Source organism: Micromonospora sp. WMMD1219, from assembly GCF_049315215.1.
Taxonomy (GTDB): domain Bacteria; phylum Actinomycetota; class Actinomycetes; order Mycobacteriales; family Micromonosporaceae; genus Micromonospora; species Micromonospora tulbaghiae.
In genome coordinates, this window is the sequence record NZ_CP186057.1 from 325,378 (window position 1) to 341,958 (window position 16,581).

General features: G+C 73.0%; 17 protein-coding genes and 3 tRNA genes. 10 read left to right on the forward strand and 10 right to left on the reverse strand.

The genetic code is table 11. The annotated features are described in order from the left end of the window. Positions 1 to 93: 93 nt before the first annotated feature. Positions 94 to 169 (reverse strand) — tRNA-Lys (locus tag ACN27C_RS01490). A 187-nt stretch (positions 170 to 356) separates the two neighbouring features. Between ACN27C_RS01490 and ACN27C_RS01495 the strand changes: the two genes are divergently transcribed. Together ACN27C_RS01495 and ACN27C_RS01500 are read left to right on the forward strand one after the other, a co-directional pair. Further along, complete coding sequence (locus ACN27C_RS01495; protein ID WP_120571375.1) at positions 357 to 1,631, forward strand: Ig-like domain-containing protein; 1,275 nt, start codon at positions 357 to 359, stop codon at positions 1,629 to 1,631. Positions 1,632 to 1,793: 162 nt separating this feature from the next. Then, positions 1,794 to 3,089, forward strand: coding sequence for a L,D-transpeptidase (locus ACN27C_RS01500; RefSeq protein WP_120571376.1), 1,296 nt, complete (start codon positions 1,794 to 1,796; stop codon positions 3,087 to 3,089). 47 nt (positions 3,090 to 3,136) lie between these two features. Here ACN27C_RS01500 and ACN27C_RS01505 read toward each other — a convergent pair. Continuing rightward, positions 3,137 to 3,212, reverse strand: a tRNA-His gene (locus tag ACN27C_RS01505). 90 nt (positions 3,213 to 3,302) lie between these two features. Continuing rightward, positions 3,303 to 3,893, reverse strand: a complete 591-nt coding sequence (orn, locus tag ACN27C_RS01510) for an oligoribonuclease (RefSeq protein ID WP_013474266.1) — start codon at positions 3,891 to 3,893, stop codon at positions 3,303 to 3,305. A 74-nt stretch (positions 3,894 to 3,967) separates the two neighbouring features. On the opposite strand from orn, the gene ACN27C_RS01515 reads away from it, so the two are divergent. Then, the gene (locus ACN27C_RS01515; protein ID WP_120571378.1) at positions 3,968 to 5,263 is read left to right on the forward strand and encodes a glycosyltransferase 87 family protein; all 1,296 of its coding nucleotides are present in this window, start codon (positions 3,968 to 3,970) and stop codon (positions 5,261 to 5,263) included. A 103-nt stretch (positions 5,264 to 5,366) separates the two neighbouring features. On the opposite strand, the gene ACN27C_RS01520 is transcribed toward ACN27C_RS01515, so the two are convergent. The 3 genes from ACN27C_RS01520 to ACN27C_RS01530 all read right to left on the reverse strand — a co-directional run bounded on the left by ACN27C_RS01520 (position 5,367) and on the right by ACN27C_RS01530 (position 8,768). Next, positions 5,367 to 6,218, reverse strand: a complete 852-nt coding sequence (locus ACN27C_RS01520; RefSeq protein WP_422750251.1) for a hypothetical protein — start codon at positions 6,216 to 6,218, stop codon at positions 5,367 to 5,369. 140 nt (positions 6,219 to 6,358) lie between these two features. After that, positions 6,359 to 7,084 (reverse strand): YcnI family protein, encoded by a 726-nt coding sequence (locus ACN27C_RS01525; RefSeq protein WP_121684580.1) that lies wholly within the window; start codon positions 7,082 to 7,084, stop codon positions 6,359 to 6,361. Between the two features lie 16 nt (positions 7,085 to 7,100). Further along, positions 7,101 to 8,768: a copper resistance CopC/CopD family protein gene (locus ACN27C_RS01530; RefSeq protein WP_422750252.1), complete on the reverse strand. Its 1,668-nt coding sequence runs from the start codon at positions 8,766 to 8,768 to the stop codon at positions 7,101 to 7,103. Between the two features lie 222 nt (positions 8,769 to 8,990). Between ACN27C_RS01530 and ACN27C_RS01535 the strand changes: the two genes are divergently transcribed. The 4 genes from ACN27C_RS01535 to ACN27C_RS01550 are packed head-to-tail and all read left to right on the forward strand — an operon-like array spanning position 8,991 to position 11,927. Then, positions 8,991 to 9,578 (forward strand): sigma-70 family RNA polymerase sigma factor, encoded by a 588-nt coding sequence (locus ACN27C_RS01535; protein WP_422750253.1) that lies wholly within the window; start codon positions 8,991 to 8,993, stop codon positions 9,576 to 9,578. 30 nt (positions 9,579 to 9,608) lie between these two features. Beyond that, complete coding sequence (locus ACN27C_RS01540) at positions 9,609 to 10,133, forward strand: MauE/DoxX family redox-associated membrane protein (protein ID WP_120571381.1); 525 nt, start codon at positions 9,609 to 9,611, stop codon at positions 10,131 to 10,133. Beyond that, the gene (locus tag ACN27C_RS01545; protein WP_121684579.1) at positions 10,126 to 10,842 is read left to right on the forward strand and encodes a DsbA family protein; all 717 of its coding nucleotides are present in this window, start codon (positions 10,126 to 10,128) and stop codon (positions 10,840 to 10,842) included. The genes ACN27C_RS01540 and ACN27C_RS01545 overlap by 8 nt, the downstream gene beginning before the upstream one ends. Then, a complete protein-coding gene (locus tag ACN27C_RS01550) occupies positions 10,839 to 11,927 on the forward strand; it encodes a hypothetical protein (RefSeq protein ID WP_422750254.1) in 1,089 nt (362 codons plus the stop codon). The genes ACN27C_RS01545 and ACN27C_RS01550 overlap by 4 nt, the downstream gene beginning before the upstream one ends. 412 nt (positions 11,928 to 12,339) lie before the next feature. Here the strand turns inward: ACN27C_RS01550 and ACN27C_RS01555 are convergent, their stop codons facing one another. From ACN27C_RS01555 to ACN27C_RS01570, 4 genes are read right to left on the reverse strand one after another with little or no spacing between them, the layout of a single operon-like run. Next, on the reverse strand, positions 12,340 to 13,101 hold the full coding sequence (locus tag ACN27C_RS01555; RefSeq protein WP_422750255.1) for an energy-coupling factor ABC transporter ATP-binding protein: 762 nt from the start codon (positions 13,099 to 13,101) through the stop codon (positions 12,340 to 12,342). After that, complete coding sequence (cbiQ, locus tag ACN27C_RS01560) at positions 13,098 to 13,868, reverse strand: cobalt ECF transporter T component CbiQ (RefSeq protein WP_421499890.1); 771 nt, start codon at positions 13,866 to 13,868, stop codon at positions 13,098 to 13,100. The genes ACN27C_RS01555 and cbiQ overlap by 4 nt, the downstream gene beginning before the upstream one ends. 2 nt (positions 13,869 to 13,870) lie before the next feature. Further along, the gene (locus ACN27C_RS01565; RefSeq protein ID WP_422750256.1) at positions 13,871 to 14,290 is read right to left on the reverse strand and encodes a PDGLE domain-containing protein; all 420 of its coding nucleotides are present in this window, start codon (positions 14,288 to 14,290) and stop codon (positions 13,871 to 13,873) included. After that, positions 14,287 to 15,006 (reverse strand): energy-coupling factor ABC transporter permease, encoded by a 720-nt coding sequence (locus tag ACN27C_RS01570; protein WP_422750257.1) that lies wholly within the window; start codon positions 15,004 to 15,006, stop codon positions 14,287 to 14,289. The genes ACN27C_RS01565 and ACN27C_RS01570 overlap by 4 nt, the downstream gene beginning before the upstream one ends. A gap of 123 nt (positions 15,007 to 15,129) precedes the next feature. Between ACN27C_RS01570 and bcp the strand changes: the two genes are divergently transcribed. The 3 genes from bcp to ACN27C_RS01585 all read left to right on the forward strand — a co-directional run bounded on the left by bcp (position 15,130) and on the right by ACN27C_RS01585 (position 16,411). After that, complete coding sequence (gene bcp, locus ACN27C_RS01575; RefSeq protein WP_013474255.1) at positions 15,130 to 15,600, forward strand: thioredoxin-dependent thiol peroxidase; 471 nt, start codon at positions 15,130 to 15,132, stop codon at positions 15,598 to 15,600. 133 nt (positions 15,601 to 15,733) lie between these two features. Beyond that, positions 15,734 to 15,819, forward strand: a tRNA-Leu gene (locus ACN27C_RS01580). Between the two features lie 64 nt (positions 15,820 to 15,883). Further along, positions 15,884 to 16,411, forward strand: a complete 528-nt coding sequence (locus tag ACN27C_RS01585) for a GNAT family N-acetyltransferase (protein WP_422750258.1) — start codon at positions 15,884 to 15,886, stop codon at positions 16,409 to 16,411. The last annotated feature ends 170 nt before the right edge of the window (positions 16,412 to 16,581 follow it).

The window sequence follows — 16,581 nt, forward strand, 5'->3', positions numbered from 1 at the left end:
CCCGCCTCACGGACGATCACCCGCCGCACCGGCGCCCAGGTACGCGAAAAAGGCCCCGACCGGCGTGGAACGCCTGGTCAGGGCCTTGCTCGTTGGTGCGCCGCCAGGGACTCGAACCCCGAACCCGCGGATTAAGAGTCCGCTGCTCTGCCAGTTGAGCTAGCGGCGCTCTCTGACAACGGGAAGAAGATTAGCACGCCCGCCGAGGCGGGTTCCAATCCGATACCGGGGTCCACCCTTCGGACGAGCTTAACCGGCGAAACCGGCCAAAACGGTCACCTGATCCGGCGCGGGGGCGGGCCCGACGGCGTCGATACGGCACGATGTCCGCCAGGCACGCGAGGACAGGGGTGGGCATGGGCAGGTTCGCGCGGGCCGGGGCGACGGTGGGCGCCCTGGTCCTGACGGCGTCGCTGGCACTGACCGGGTGCGGCGGCGGCGACGAGGGGAAGAAGCCGGAGTTCGTGCCCGGCCAGCAGCAGGTCGGCGGCGTCTCGTCCTCCGCGCCCGACCCGAGCGTCGCACCCAGCGACAGCGCCGCCGCGCCGCCGCTGACGGTGAGCCCGGCCGACGGCGCGAACGCCCGGCCGGTCAGCACCGAGATCAGCGCCCGCATCCCCGGTGGCGGCACCGTGTCGAAGGTGGTGCTCGCCACCGCCGACGGAACGAGCGTCGCCGGGCGGATGCGGCGCGACGGCTCCAGCTGGGTGCCGTCGGCCGCGCTGAAGTACGGCACCAAGTACACCGCCACTGTCACCGGCGCCGGCAAGGACGGCCAGACCTACCAGGGCACCAGCACGTTCACCACGATGGCCAAGCCCAAGTCGATGATCGGCTCCGGCCTCTACATGTTCAGCGGCAAGACGTACGGGGTCGCCATGCCCGTGGTCGCCGAGTTCTCCCCGGGCATCCCGAAGAAGGACCGGGCCGCGGTGCAGAAGCGGATGTTCGTGCAGACCGACCCGCCGCAGCCCGGCGCCTGGCACTGGGTCGACAACGGCACCCAGGCGTACTACCGCGCGCCGGAGTACTGGAAGACCGGCACCACGATCACGGTGCGGCTGGCACTGGCCGGGATCCCGCTGAGCAACGGCCGCTACGGCAACATCGACCGCAGCGCCACCGCCAAGATCGGCCGCGCGTTCGAGATGACCGTGGACAACGCGACCAAGCAGATGACGGTCTCCGAGAACGGCTCGGTCATCCGTACGCTGCCGGTCAGCCTGGGCAAGAAGAGCACCCCCTCCTCCAGCGGCACGATGGTGGTGATGGAGAAGAAGGAGTCGACCGTCTTCGACACCCGCAGCGAGCCGGACCCGGCCAACCGCTACGTCACCGAGATCGACTTCGCCCAGCGGATCACCTGGGGCGGCGAGTACATCCACGCCGCGCCCTGGTCCGAGGGTGTGCAGGGGCGCCGCAACGTCTCGCACGGCTGCGTGAACGTGTCGATGGCCAACGGCCGGTGGCTGTTCGGCAAGACGATGGTGGGCGACCCGATCACGGTGAAGGGCACCGAGCGCCGCCTGGCCCCTGGTAACGGCTGGACGGCATGGAGCATGAGCTGGTCGCAGTTCGTCGCCGGCAGCGCGCTGCCCGTTCCGCAGGGCGGGCAGCCGGCGCCGTTCTGACCGGCGTAACGTGGTCGGACACGCCACCTCCGACGAAGCGCCGGACGGCACGGGAATCGTTACACCCGGGCGGGGTGTTCCGTTTCACGTCCGGCAACGCGTACCCGCTCCGGCGCGTCTGACCTGAGACGACGGGGAACGGCATCACCTTGTGAGGGAGTCATGCGAGCTGGCCAGGACGAACCGATCCGGGGCGTGAGCGCCCGACGCGTCGGCCGCCGCCGCGCGCTGGCAGCCGGGCTGCTCGCCGCCGCGATGGCCCTGACCGCCTGCACCAGCGGCGGCGGCGACAAGCCGTCGAGCTGGCAGGGCGGCGGCGACGGCGGCGAGAAGGCCCCGAAGGCGGCGGCCACCATCAGCGAGCCCGCCGCCGACGCCAAGGACGTGCCCGCGTCCACCGCCATCACCTTCACCACGAAGGAGGCACAGGACACCACCGTCGAGCTGAAGGACGCCGCCGGCAAGGTCGTCGACGGCACGCTCGCGGCGGACGGCGGGAGCTGGCTGCCGTCAGCGGCCCTGGAGTACGGGCAGACGTACACGGCGACCGTGACCGCGACCGGCGACGACGGCAAGCCCGCCACCGCCACCAGCACGTTCACCACGATGGCGAAGCCGGCCAAGCAGATCCGGGTCACCAGCTTCCTCGGCGACAACCAGGTCGTGGGCGTGGCCATGCCGCTGATCGTGAAGTTCGGCCGGGCCATCCCGGAGGACTACCGCGACGACATCCAGCGCCGGATGACAGTCACCTCGAAGCCGGCCCAGGAGGGCATCTGGCACTGGGTGAGCCCGACCGAGGTGCGCTACCGGCCCAAGACGTTCTGGAAGGCCAACAGCACCGTCAGCTACAAGGTGCAGGCGGGCGGGCTGCCGCTGGGCGGCGGCTGGTACGGCCGGGCCGACCTCAGCGTCGACATCAAGATCGGTCCGTCGTTCGTGATGACCGTCGACAACCGCACCAAGCGGATGACTGTCACCCGCGACGGCAAGGTGGTCAAGACCATCCCGGTGAGCCTGGGCAAGAAGAGCACCCCCTCCTCCAGCGGCACCATGGTGGTGATCGAGAAGCTCCGGCACACGGTCTTCGACACCATGGAGGAGCTGGGCCCGGAGGAGGGCTACCGCACCGAGATCGACTACGCCCAGCGGCTCACCTGGGGCGGCGAGTTCATCCACGCCGCGCCCTGGTCCGAGGGCGTGCAGGGCCGCACGAACGTGTCGCACGGCTGCGTCAACGTCTCGATGAAGGAAGGCAACTGGCTGTTCGCCAACACCCGCATCGGTGACCCGATCACCGTCAAGGGCACCGAGCGCAAGCTCCAGAACGGCAACGGCTGGACCGACTGGAACATGAGCTGGGACGAGTACGTCAAGGGCAGCGCCCTGCCGTACGAGCCGCCGTCGGACGACACCACGCCGGACGCCGGTACGCCGAGCGTCGAGCCGACCCCCTGACCCCCGCACACGACGAAGCCCCCTCCCGGAGGAGGGGGCTTCGTGTCTGGGGTGACTGATGGGAATTGAACCCACGACAACCGGGACCACAACCCGGTGCTCTGCCAACTGAGCTACAGCCACCATGCTCGCCGCTCCGGTCGCCCGGGGCGGTGCGCGGACTAATCATAGCCACACTCCGGCCGACCCCGTCCACCGGGTTCGGCGCGGGCGTCAGAGCTGGGCGGCGATCGCCTTCGCGGCCTCGACGTCCGGCCCCGGCAGCGGCACGAACACGGTCCGGCGGTAGTACTCCAGCTCGCGGATGCTCTCCCGGATGTCGGCGAGCGCCCGGTGGGCCAGGCCCTTCTGCGGCTGCCCGAAGTACACCCGCGGGTACCAGCGCCGGCACAGCTCCTTGATCGAGGACACGTCGATCATCCGGTAGTGCAGGTGCGCGTCCAGCCGGGTCATGTCGCGGGCCAGGAAGCCCCGGTCGGTGGCGATCGAGTTGCCGCACAGCGGGGCCGTACGCGGGTCCTTCACGTAGCTGGTCACGTAGTCGAGCACCATGTCCTCGGCCTCGGCCAGCGTCACAGTGGAGCGGCGTACCTCCTCGGTGAGGCCGGACTTGGCGTGCATGGTCCGCACGATCTCCGGCATGCCGTCGAGCGCCTCGTCGTCGGCGTGGATCACCACGTCGACGCCGTCACCGAGCACGTTGAGGTCGGGATCGGTGACGAGCGCGGCGACCTCGATCAGGGCGTCCCGCCGCAGGTCGAGCCCGGTCATCTCACAGTCGATCCAGACGAGAAGATCAGCCACCGGAACAGACTACGCGCCGCCGACGCGCCCGCGCCTCGGCCCGGCGGCCGAGGTGGACCGCTAGGGTTTCCTGCGTGCCAGCCGAACCCGTCGCCCCACCCGCCGTCCCCCGTGACGACGCGGGCGGGCGTACGGCTCTCCGGGTGGTCGTGGTGCTGGCGCTGATCGCGATCCTGCCGGCGCCCTACCTGCGCAACCTGCGGCACGACTACTACGACCAGAAGATCTACATGTCGGCGATGGACTGGTGGGCGGCCGGGCACCCGCTCTACGACTACGTCCAGCCGGACCGGGTGCAGGGCGCGCTCTACTTCACCTATCCGCCGTTCGCGGCGCTGCTCCTGGCGCCGTTCGGGTATCTGCGGCTCGGGGTGGCCATCGCCGCCTTCGCGGTGCTGACGGTGGCCGCGGTGGTGGTGACCACGCGCTGGCTGGTGCTGCCGGTGCTGCGGCGGCACGACCTGCCGCGGGGGTTCGGCCTCACCGTCGCCGTGCTGCTGGTGCTCGCCGTGGAGAGCACCCGGGAGACGATCACGCTCGGGCAGATCAACATGCTGCTCGTGGTGCTGATCCTCGGCGACCTGCTGTTCGCCGTACCGCAGGGCCGGCGCTGGGCCGGCGTGGGCGTGGGGCTGGCGGCGGCGCTCAAGCTCTTCCCCGGCATCTTCGTGCTCTACCTGCTCGCCGCCCGGAAGTGGCGGGCGGCGGCCGTGGCGGCGGTGACAGCGGCGGTGGCCACGCTGCTGGCGGCGGCGGTCGCGCCGGGCGACTCGTGGCGCTTCTGGACCCACGAGCTGTGGGTGACCGACCGGGTGGGCCGCCCCGACTACACCGGCAACCAGTCACTGTTCGGGCTGCTCAGCCGCCTGACCGCGCCGACCGAGCCGGACCGGCTGCTGTGGCTGCTGCTCGCGCTGGCGGTGGCCGCGTTCGGTCTGTGGCGGGCGGCGCGCGCGGCCCGCGCGGGGGACGCGCTGGTGGGTCTCACCCTGACCGGGTTGGTGGGCGGGCTGGTCAGCCCGATCACCTGGATCCATCACCTGTACTGGTTCATCCCCGCGGTGGTGGTGCTCGTCGACGCGGCACTGGACGCCGATCCGGCGACGCCCGGCGGGGCCCGCCGTCGCGGCGGCCTCTTCGCGCTGGCCGCCGTCGTCGGCCTGCCGATCGTGTACGGGTTGGTGACGTTCCAGGACTGGGGCACCGCCGTCGTGCACACGGACGACCCGGTCGACTTCGTGGTCCGCAACATGTACGTCCTGCTGAGCCTGCTGGTGCTCGCGGCGCTGCCGATCCGCCGGCATGCGGACGAGAAACCGATGACTCGGACTGAACGGACACACCTCGCAACAAACGGCGATCAGCGCTAATCTGGTATCAACTACCTCAGTTTTCTCCCAGGTAGCACCGATCCCCCGGTGAAAGGACGGCCCTCCGCGTCGGCAGCGCGGAGGGCCGTTCGGGTTCTCCTCGTCAGTCCTGGTCGTCGCGGCACCGGCTGGGCGGCGGGGCGATCGCCGCGCGGGTACGTCCCCCGGCCCCGGAGCCCACTGCCACCAGGTGCCGCTCGGGTCGCGACGCCGGGCCCGGCTGCCGGCCCAGCCCGCTCAGCGAGGTGACGCCGAGACGACCAGCCAGCACCGGCACCTGGTCCGGCTCGACCACGAAGACCACCTCACGCGGCCGCAGCGGGCGCAGCAGCACCACCACGGCGAGGACGACCAGCAGCGTCCCGCCGGCCAGCAGCGCCCACGCCAGCCCGGGGAACCACCCGGCCCGCAACTCGGCACGCATCCGCAGGTCGAGCCCGTCCGCGCCGTCCACGCGCATCACGACCAGGCTCAACGACCGGCCGGACAGCTCCGCCGGGCTCCACTCCAGGGAGCCGACGCCCTCGCGTACCCAGAAGGGTGCCGACATCGGCGCGGCGGTACCGGCGCCGGCGGTGGCCGGGTCGAGATCGACCGGCAGCGGGCCCCGGGTGACCGCGACGCGGCGCACGGTGCTGTGCGGGACGTCGACCAGCCACTGTCGCACCTGGTCGGTCGGGGCGAGGCCGAGAAAGACCTCGCCGTCGTCGTCCCGCGCGCTCAGGTGCAGCCGGGCCTGCCCGGTGCGCGCCACCGGCAGGTCGGCGCGCAGCAACGCGTCCACGTCGGCCACCACCACCGCGCGGGCCGGCGTGCGGACCGGCTCGAACCGGGCGCCGAACCCGCCGTCCGGGTCGGCGTGCCGGGCGGCCAGCCAGAGACCTCCACCCGCCAGCAGCGCCGGAATCCCCAACGCCAGCAGCACCACGCCGGCGATCGTGCGTACGAAACGCATTCGCGTCGTCCCTCTCGGTAGCCAACTACCCGGCCGACCTTACCGACGTGCGTCGGCCGATCGCCGGATATCGGCGGCACCCGTCCGGGACGGCGACCGGCCCGGCGGATCGTTCCGCCGGGCCGGTGAACCGCTCGCGTTCAGGACTTCGCGGCGGGCTCCCGCCGGGTACGCGCAAACGCCAGGCCGCCGAGGGCCAGGCCGCCCAGTCCGGCGACCAGGCCGGCCACCCCGAGGGCGGTGGCGGCACCGGAGCCGTCGTCGTCATCGTCGTCGTCCGGCGCGGCGGCCGGCGCGCTCGCGCCCGGCGACGCGGGCGCCGCGGCGGCGAGCTTGAGCACCGGCGCCGGGTTCTCCGGCTCCTCCGCGCCCGGCGTCGGCTCCTCGATCCACCGGGAGACGTTGCCGTCGGAGTATGTCTGCAGCACCTTGAACACCATCGTGTCGACCTGCGGCAGCGGACCCATCGACACCGGGAACTCCTGGAACTCGCCCGGCTTCACGCCGGCGTTCGGCGCGGCGGTGAAGGTCAGCTTGGAGACCGCCTCGGTGAGCTGGCTGCCGTGCACCTCGATCGGCGGATCGACCTTGCGCTTCTCCACCGCGACCGTCCAGCCCGCCACCGGCATGGTGGAGACCGAGCCGACCGGAGCGTTCTCCGGCAGGTTCACCTCGACCTTGACCGTGGACGCCGTGTCGCTCTCGTTCGGCACCCGGAACGCGAACCGGCCGTAGCCGCCCTGCTTGCCCTCGGCCGGGTTGATCGTGACGTGCGCCGAGGCCGGTCCGGCCACGCCGAGCACGGCCGTGGCGACGGCGGTGAGGGTCAGCGCGGCGACTGTCGCGGAGCGCCGGAGACGGATCATCAGATGGGACCTTCCGTTACTTGATCGGCACGGTGGCGGTCACCGTGGCCTGGTCGATGTCGGTCGTGCGGACGGTGATGCGCAACTGCCAGTCGCCCCGGGCCGGCAGGTTGACCTCACCGGTGGCGTGGTTGTCGCTCAGCGGCAGCAGCGGGACGGTGATCGGCTCGATCCCGGCCGACGGCAGCGCGGCGGTGACCTTCCACTCCTGCACCGGCTGGGGGCGGCTGTCCTTGGTGTAGGCGTACAGGTGCATCGAGTTGTTGCCGGTCTCGGCCGGGTCCAGCTGGACCTCCAGCGAGTAGATCGGGCTGCTCAGCGTGGTGGAGAAGTAGCCCTGCTCGGTGCCCGCGACGTCCGCGGCGGCGGTGCGCGCCGGAGTGGTCTGCACGAGCGTCGCCGACACGCCCAGCACCACCGCCGTGATCACCAGCTCGGCCACCACCGCGCGCCGCATCGCGCCCGGCCGGCCGGCGGCGACCCGCCGCCGCACCAGCGCCCGGGAGTACGCGGCCACGCCGATCACCAGCGCGAACAGCACGATCTTGGCGAGCAGGAGCCGGCCGTACGTGGTGTCGAACAGCGCCTGGATGCTGGCCACCTCGATCAGGCCCTGCACGGTGCCGGCCAGCAGCAGCGCGGCCACCGCGAGCGCCGCCCAGCGGGACCAGATCGGCAGGATCGCGTCCAGCTCGCGCTCGTCGGCCCGGCGCAGCAGGAACACCGCGAGCATGACCAGGCCGCCCAGCCACACCGCCATGCCGCCCAGGTGCACCGCGTCCACCACCACCGACACCGCAGGCGCGGGCGAGGCCGCCGCGTGCCCGGCCAGCGGCCAGGTGAACAGCGCCGCGCCGCCGAGGACGGCCAGGATGATCCCGTCGGTGCGGCCGATCGGACCGGCGAACAGCGGCCGGAGCAGGAACGCCGCCGCGGCGAGCAGGCCCAGCCGGACCAGGTGCGTGGTGCCGTAGGCGCTGCCCAGCACGTCACCCAGGCCGGAACCGGTCACGTCGAACAGGCCGCCGCCGTTGACGTACGGCACCTGGAGCCACACCTCGGCCAGCGTCGCCGCCGCCAGCAGACCCAGCCCGGTCCAGGCCAGCCGTGCCGGCCCCCGGCGGGACAGCCGGCGCGGCCAGAGCGCGGCCAGCACCAGCGCCGGGCCGACGAGCAGCAGCAGACCGGTGTAGCCGGCGTACTTCGCCACCTTCACCGCGTTCTCGGCGACCGGGTTCGCCCGGTTGTCCGTACCGCTGTCGGTGGGCGGCTCCGACGGCGCGCCGACGGAGTAGGTGAAGGCGCCGGAGACCGGGTGGCTGTCGGCCGAGATGACCCGGTAGCTCACCAGGTAGGTGCCGCGCCCGGCTGAGGGGTCCACCGGGATGGTGACCTCGGCGCCCTGGAACGTCGGCTCGCCCCGGTCGGCCCGCGAGCCGTCGGGGGCGATCACCCGCACCTTCCCGGGCACCTTGCGGACGCCCTCACTGAACGTGATCACCACCTGCGCGGGTGCCTCGGGCACCACGGCGGAGGCGGCCGGGCTGCTGCTCACCAGCACCGCGTGGGCGGCGGCCGGGGTGGCCGGGACGAGCAGCAGGGCGACCAGCAGGAGCAGCAGCCCGGCGACGGCCCCGGAACGGGCGGCGACGGCCCGGGACGGGCGGCGTACGGCAGCAGTCATGACCGCCATGGTTCCCGAACCGGGGCGGGTCCGGCGAGCCGGTCTCCGGCGGGCGTGACCGAGCGCCCACCCGGTGCGGCGGCGCGCGCCACGCCGGGCCTGCTCGGAGGTCATGGGAAGGTAGTCGGACGGCGGGCGGAAAAAGTTCCCGGCGTGTGCGGGACCACGGAATGGGTCGAAGGACCCTGTCCCCTCCAGGTACGCCGCGTAACCTCGGGTGACGTGATCCCCGGCCCGCGCGACACCGCCGCCGACCGCCCCGAGTCGGCGCCCGACGCTGCCCGGGACGCGGCCACCGGCTGGGCGCTGGCCGCCCGCGACGGGAACCGCGACGCGCAGGGCGCATTCGTCCGGGCCACCCAGGCCGAGGTGTGGCGCTTCGCCGCCGCGCTCGTCGACCCGGACAGCGCGGACGACCTGACCCAGGAGACGTACCTGCGGGCGTTCCGGGCGCTGTCCGGCTTCGAGGGGCGCTCCAGCGTGCGTACCTGGCTGCTCGGGATCGCCCGGCGGGCCTGCGCCGACCACCTGCGGACTGTGGTGCGCCGCCGCCGGCTCGACGCGCGGCTCGCCGCCCAGGCCGCCACCGACCGCCCGTACCCCGACCCGGCCGGCCAGCTCGGCGCCACCGACCTGGTCCGCCGGCTACCAGCCGAGCGGCGCTCCGCGTTCGTGCTCACCCAGCTGCTCGGCCTGTCGTACGCCGAGGCCGCCGACGTGGAGGGGGTGCCGGTGGGCACGATCCGCTCCCGGGTGGCCCGAGCCCGCGACGAACTGGTCGACGCCGTCGGCGACACGCTGGCCGGATAGCGGGAACCTTTCGTGGCGCTCGGACGACGAATGACTGTGACCCCCTCCCCCTCCCGGGCCGGCCGCTGGCAGGCCCTGCGGCCCTGGCTCGGCGTCGCGGCCCGCCTCGGGCTCGCCGCCGTGTGGCTGATCGCCGGCGGCACCAAGGTCGGTGACCTGGCCGCCTCCGGCCGGGCCGTGAACGCCTACCAGGTCATGCCGTACGACGTGGCCACCGTGATCGGCGCGGCGCTGCCGTTCGTCGAGCTGGCCCTGGGCCTGCTCCTGCTCGCCGGGCTCGCCACCCGGATCAGCGCGGGCGTGTCCGCGGCGCTGCTCGTGGTCTTCATCGCCGGCATCGCCTCGGCCTGGGCCCGGGGCCTGGCCATCGACTGCGGGTGTTTCGGCAGCGGCGGGCAGCTCGCCGCCGGCCAGACACCCAGCTACCTCCCGGAGATCCTCCGGGACCTCGGGTTCCTGGTACTCGCCGGGTTCCTGCTGATCTGGCCCCGCACCCCGTTCTCCGTGGACGGGTGGCTGGCGGGCGACGACACCGTGGAGGACACCGATGAGTAGTCGCAAGGGGCGGCGGGACGCGGCCCGGGTCGTACGCGAGCAGATCGCCCGGGAGAAGCGGCGCAAGCGCACGCTCTGGACCTCGATCGCCGCGGTGCTGGTGCTCGTCATCGCCGGTGGCATCGGCTGGGCCGTCTACTCCAGCCAGAAGTCCGACGAGTTCACTGCCCCGCCCGGGGCCAACGACGCCGGCACCGGCATCGTGCTCGGCACCGGACCGGTCACCATCGACCTGTACGAGGACTACCTCTGCCCGGCCTGCAAGCAGTTCCAGCAGATCAACGGCGAGACGCTCAACCAGCTCGTCAACGAGGGCAAGGCGAAGCTGGTGTTCCACCCGGTCGCGTTCCTGAACCGCTTCTCCACCACCGAATACTCCACCCGCTCCTCGGCCGCCTCCGGCTGCGCCGCCCAGGGCGGCAAGTTCCGCGAGTTCACCGACCAGCTCTTCGCCAAGCAGCCGGCGGAGGGCGGCGCCGGGCTCAGCAACGACGAACTCGTCGACATCGGCGCGGGCGTCGGCCTCAACCGCGACGAGTTCGCCTCCTGCGTCTCCGACGGCACGTACCGGTCGTGGACCGAGCACGTCACCGACGAGGCGAGCAAGTCCGGCGTGACCGGCACCCCGACCATCAAGGTCAACGGCAGTGAGCTCCAGGACCGCAGCCCCGAGGGGATCAAGTCGGCGGTGGAGGCGGCCGGCAAGTGATCGCACCCCTGCGCCGGGCCGCGCTGGTGCTCGCCGTCGCGGCCACCGCCCTGCTCACACTCGCCGCGCCGGCCGCCGCACACGGCGCGGACGCGCCCGACGGCACCGACTACCGCGCCACCATCAGCGGCGTCGACCCGGACCGCCCCGGGCTCACCGCCCGCATGGTGGAGGCCGGCGCGCGGCTGGAGCTGACGAACGACACCGGCGCCGACGTCACGGTGCTCGGCTACTCCGGTGAGCCGTACCTGCGCATCGGCCCCGACGGCGTGTACGAGAACACCCGCTCCCCCGCCACGTACCTGAACCGGACGCTGGCCGGGGAGACCCGGCTGCCCGCCGAGGCGAACCCGGCCGCCGCGCCCGACTGGCGGCGGATCGACGACGGACCCACCGCCCGCTGGCACGACCAGCGCACGCTGTGGCGGGAGGACGCTCCGCCGGCCGCCGTCGCCGCCGCCCCGGACCGGGAACACCGGGTACGCGACTGGACCGTCCCGCTGCGCGCCGGTGACGCCACCGGAGCCGTACGCGGCACGCTGGACTGGGTGCCGCCACCCGACCCGTACCCCTGGTGGGTGGCCGCCACGCTGGGCTTCCTGCTGATCGGCGCGGCGGGGCTGGCGCCGGGCGGCACCGCCGCCGGGGTACGGGCGCTGCGCGCGGTGGGCGCGCTGCTCGCCCTGGGCGGCGCCGCCACGGTGGCGCTCACCGTCGCCCGCGCGCTGGACACCGGCTCCCCCGGCCTCGGCGGCACGCTCGCCGAGCTGGTCACCGGCCAGGTGTGGACGCTGCTCACCGGGCTCGGCGCGCTCGCCGCCGGCGGGTACGCGCTGGCCCGCCGCCCGGCCGCCGACTTCGTGCTGGCCCTCGCCGGCGCCTGCCTCACGCTGTTCGCCGGAGTGACGAACCTGGCCGCGCTGTCCCGCTCGATCCCCCCGGCCGCCGGCCCGGCCGTCCTGGTCCGGGTGCTCGTGGTGGTCGGCCTGGCGACAGGCGCCGGCGCGGTCGCGGCAGGACTGCTGCGCCTGCGCACCGCCGCGAGGGCAGCCCGCCCCACCCCCCACCCAACCCCCACGCCCTGACCCCGCCCCGCCCCGCCCTGGCGATCTGTGAGTGGAGGTTGTCAAGCGTCCCCGGCCCTCGGCGAGATCTTGGTACCAAACGGCCCCCATAGGGGCCCTTTCCTACCAAGATCTCCACTGCTCCCACGATGCGAAACGCCAATCTCGCATAACGGGAGGACGCTCGCCACAACAACCAGCCCGAACGAGGAACTAGTGCCCACCTGAACCCCCGCGATCTCGCATATTCCGCCCCGGCATCCAAGGCGTTCACGACATCTCGAGGGCCCCAATGGCAAGATCACCGAGCGCTGCGAGCGCCCCGGGCACGCACGAGTGGAACACCACGGGTGTCAAACCGCCCCCGACACACCCACCACGTTCCACTCCCGCCGCACTCACGGCGGAGAGGGCGGGAGAGGCGAGGGCCGGGTCAGGTGGGGCGGGGGGCGAAGCCGTACGGGAGTTCCAGGCGGTGGGCGGTCAGCAGCGCCTCGTCCGCCAGCAGGTCACGTGTGGGGGCGTCGGCGACGATGCGGCCGCCGTCCAGGATCACCGAGCGGGGGCACAGCTCGGCCGCGTACGGCAGGTCGTGCGTGACCATGAGCAGCGTCACCGGCAGGGAGCGCAGGATCTCCGCCAGCTCGCGGCGGGCGGCCGGGTCGAGGTTCGACGACGGCTCGTCCAGCACCAGGATCTCCGGGCGCATGGCCAGCACCGTCGCCACCGCCACCCGGCGCCGCTGCCCGAACGACAGGTGATGCGGCGCCCGGTCCCGGTGCTCGCCCATCCCGACGGCCGCGAGCGCCTCGTCGACGCGGGCGGCCAGCTCGGCCCCGCGCAGGCCCAGGTTGGCCGGGCCGAACGCCACGTCCTCGGCGACTGTGGGCAGGAACAGCTGGTCGTCCGGATCCTGGAAGACGATGCCGACGCGGCGGCGTACCTCGGCCAGCGTCTCCCGGTCGCGGCCGACCGTCAGGCCGCCGACGCTCACCGTGCCCTCGGTCGGGGTGAGGATGCCGTTGAGGTGCAGCACGAGCGTGGTCTTGCCGGCGCCGTTGGGCCCGAGCAGCGCCACCCGCTCGCCGCGCGGCACGGTCAGGTCCACCCCGTGCAGGGCGACGTGACCGTCCGGGTACGCGTACCGGACGCCGCTGATGTCGAGGGAGGGCGGCTGCTGCACGTACCCGATCATTGCAGGACGAGTGCGACGGCGGCGATGGTGGCCGCGATCGCCGGCACCGTCGCGGCGGCCGCCCACTGGCCGGCGGTGGCCGCGCCGGCCCCCTGCCACACCGCCGGCATCCGGCCGGTGTAACCGCGGGAGAGCATCGCCAGGTAGACCCGCTCGCCGCGCTCGAACGCGCGCAGGAACAGCGCGCCGACCCCGGCCGCGAAGCCGCGCAACTGCCACAGGAACCGCGGGTCGTCGCCCCGGGACACCCGCGCCACCCGCATCCGCCGGGCCTCGCCGACGAGCACCTCCAGGTAGCGCAGCATGAACGTGGCGATCTGGGTGAGGATCTGCGGGCACCGCAGCCGGTCCAGGCCGACCAGCAGGTCACGCGTCGTCGTGGTCGCCGCGAGCAGGAGCGACGCGAGTACGCCGAGCGTGCCCTTGGCGAGGATGTTGAACGCGCCGTGCAGCCCGTCGACGGACAGGGCGAACCCGGCCACCTCCACCCGCTCCCCGGCGCCGAGAAACGGCAGCGCGAACGCGAACAGCACGAACGGCAGCTCGATCAGCGCCCGGCTGAGCAGCCAGCGCGGGCCGACCCGGGCCAGCGCGGCCACCACGGCGACCAGGAGGGCGTACCCGCCGAAGGCCCAGTACGCCTCCCGGGGCGTGGCCACCACCGCGACTGTGAACAGCACCATCGCGGCGATCTTCACCTCCGGCGGGAGGCGGTGCACCGGCGAGCCGGACTCGCGGTAGAGCACGTGCGCGTGCCCGGCGCCCATGGTCAGCGTGTGCCGGTGGACGGGGTCGCGGCCTCGTCCGCCGAGTCGGCGCTCGTGGTGGGCGTGGCGGATGCGGTGGGCTTCGCCGGGCCGCGGCGGCGGGCCAGCCAGAACAGGCCCCCGCCGAACGCGAAGGTGAGCAGCACACCGAGTACGCCGGACAGGCCGGTGGAGACGAAGTCGTTGCCGATCCCGCGTACGCCGTAGTCGGCCAGCGGGCTGTCCGCCAGTTCGTGGTCCTTGGCCTGCTGGGCCGGGCAGCTACCGCCGGTGATCTCGTCGTCGGCGTTCACGGTGCAGCCCTTGAGCAGCGACGAGTCGAGCCCGTCCGGGTGCGAGGAGGCGTAGTTGCTGACCACGCCGGCCAGCAGCAGGGCCACCAGCAGGCCGCCGAGCAGGAACGGCCAGTGACGCTTGCTCATCGGGCACCTCCGGCGACCGGGACGGCGGGAGCCGGCGTGGCCGGCTTGAGGGCGCGCAGCGCGTACACCAGGTCGGGCCGGACCTTCGCGACGGTGACCACAGTGGTCGCGGTGATCAGGCCCTCGCCGATGCCGATGAGCAGGTGGGCGAAGGCCATGGTGCCGGCCAGGCCGGCGAGGTTGCCGCCGAGGTCGGTGGTGCCGCCCAGCCAGTACTGGAGGACGAAGCCCTGGGACGCGACCACCACGCTGACCAGCGCGGAGACGAAGGCGGTGACGGCCAGCCCGGCCGGGGTACGCGGCAGCACGCGCAGCAGGAGCGCGATCAGCAGGTACGCGGCGGCGGTGCCGAGCAGCGCCATGTTGGTGATGTTGAGGCCGAGCATGGCGACCCCGCCGTCACCGAAGACCAGCGCCTGCACGATCAGCACCACGGCGACACAGAGCGCGCCGACCCAGGGGCCGACGAGCAGCGCGGCCAGCGCGCCGCCGAGCAGGTGACCGCTGACCCCGGCGGTGAAGATCGGGAAGTTGAGCATCTGCACGGCGAAGATGAACGCCGCCACCAGCCCGGCCATCGGGGCGAGCCGGTCGTCGAGGTCGGCGCGGCCCCGCAGCACGCAGAAGGCGAGCGCGGCGAGGGCGAGAGCCGCGAAGATCGCGGCGACCGGACCGTTGATGATCCCGTTGGAGATGTGCATCGCCAGGGTGTCCACGCGCTCAGCGTATTTCCAGGAAGGCACTGTTGCCAATATCTGGCAACAACCTCATGATGGCCGTCACCGCGCCGGCGGGTCGCCGTCGGCCGACCGCACCGGCCCGGCGGTATCGTCACCGCCATGACCGACCGCCTCAAGCCCGGCGACCCCGCCCCCGAGTTCACCCTCCCCACCGACGACGGCGGCACGCTGTCCCTGGCCGGCCTGCGTGGTCGCAAGGTCATCCTGTACGCGTACCCGGCCGCCATGACGCCCGGCTGCACGAAGCAGGCGTGTGACTTCCGGGACTCGCTCGCCTCCCTCCAGGCCGCCGGCTACGAGGTGGTGGGCATCTCGCCGGACAAGCCGGCGAAGCTCGCCAAGTTCCGCGACCGGGACGCCATCACGTTCCCGCTGGTCTCCGACGAGGACAAGGCGGTGCTGACCGCGTACGGCGCGTTCGGCGAGAAGCAGATGTACGGCCGTACCGTCACCGGTGTGATCCGCTCGACGTTCGTGGTGGACGAGGACGGCAAGATCGAGCAGGCGTTCTACAACGTGCGGGCCACCGGTCACGTCGCCAAGCTGCGCCGGGACCTCGGCCTCGACTGAGGCCGCCGGACGGGCATGCCACGTCGCGTCGCGGCTCGTCGCGGCCGGTCGCGGCCCGTCGCGGCCCGTCGCGGCCCGTCGCGGCCCGGAGTGCACACGGTTCCGGCGCGACACTCTAAACTCGGCGGGTCGGGCGGGAGTGGCGGAACGGCAGACGCGCAGGCCTTAGGAGCCTGTGTCCGAGAGGACGTGGGGGTTCGAAACCCCCCTCCCGCACCATCAGCGCTGTCACGCGCATCACGAACGCGGGTTCGGGCCGGGTCGCCACGCGCAGGATGGCGTCGTGGACCTGCGTTTCGTACTCGACCCCGACCTGACCCCCGAGCTGCGCGAACAGATCATCGCGCTCTGGGTGGACGTGACGAACGCCGGCGGCGCCGTCGGCTTCGTCGCCCCCGTGACCGCGGACGAGGTACGCCCGCTCGCCACCTCGACGCTCGACGAGGTGGCGGACGGGCCGGACCGGCTCCTCGCCGGCTACGAGGGCGAACGCCTGGTCGCCGTCCTGGTCATCGCCGACAACCGGTTCCACCTCAAGACGCACTGGCGGGTGCTCAAGCGCGTCATGGTGCACCCCGACACCCAAGGGCGCGGGTACGGCGCGGCGCTGATGCGCGAGGCCGAACGGATCGCCCGACGGCTGGGTCTGGCGGCGCTGCACGTGACGGTCCGCGACGGTCTGGGACTGGACCGCTTCTACAAGCGCCTCGGGTATCGCGAGATCGGCCGCCTCCCCGCCGCGCTGCGCCTGTCCCCCACCGACGCCCGAGACGAGATCCTCATGTGGCTGGACCTCCCCACCCCGACCTGACCCCTCCCAGCCCCGCACTCCCCCCGACCCTCGGCGATCTTGCACTTACGGCCCCGACAAAAACCGCATCCAGGACACCTGAAGGGCAGCAAGCGCAAGATCGCCGAGGGCTGGCATCGAGGCGCCCCGGCCCCGCTCCCCGCTCCCCGCTCCCCGCTCCCCGCTCCCGG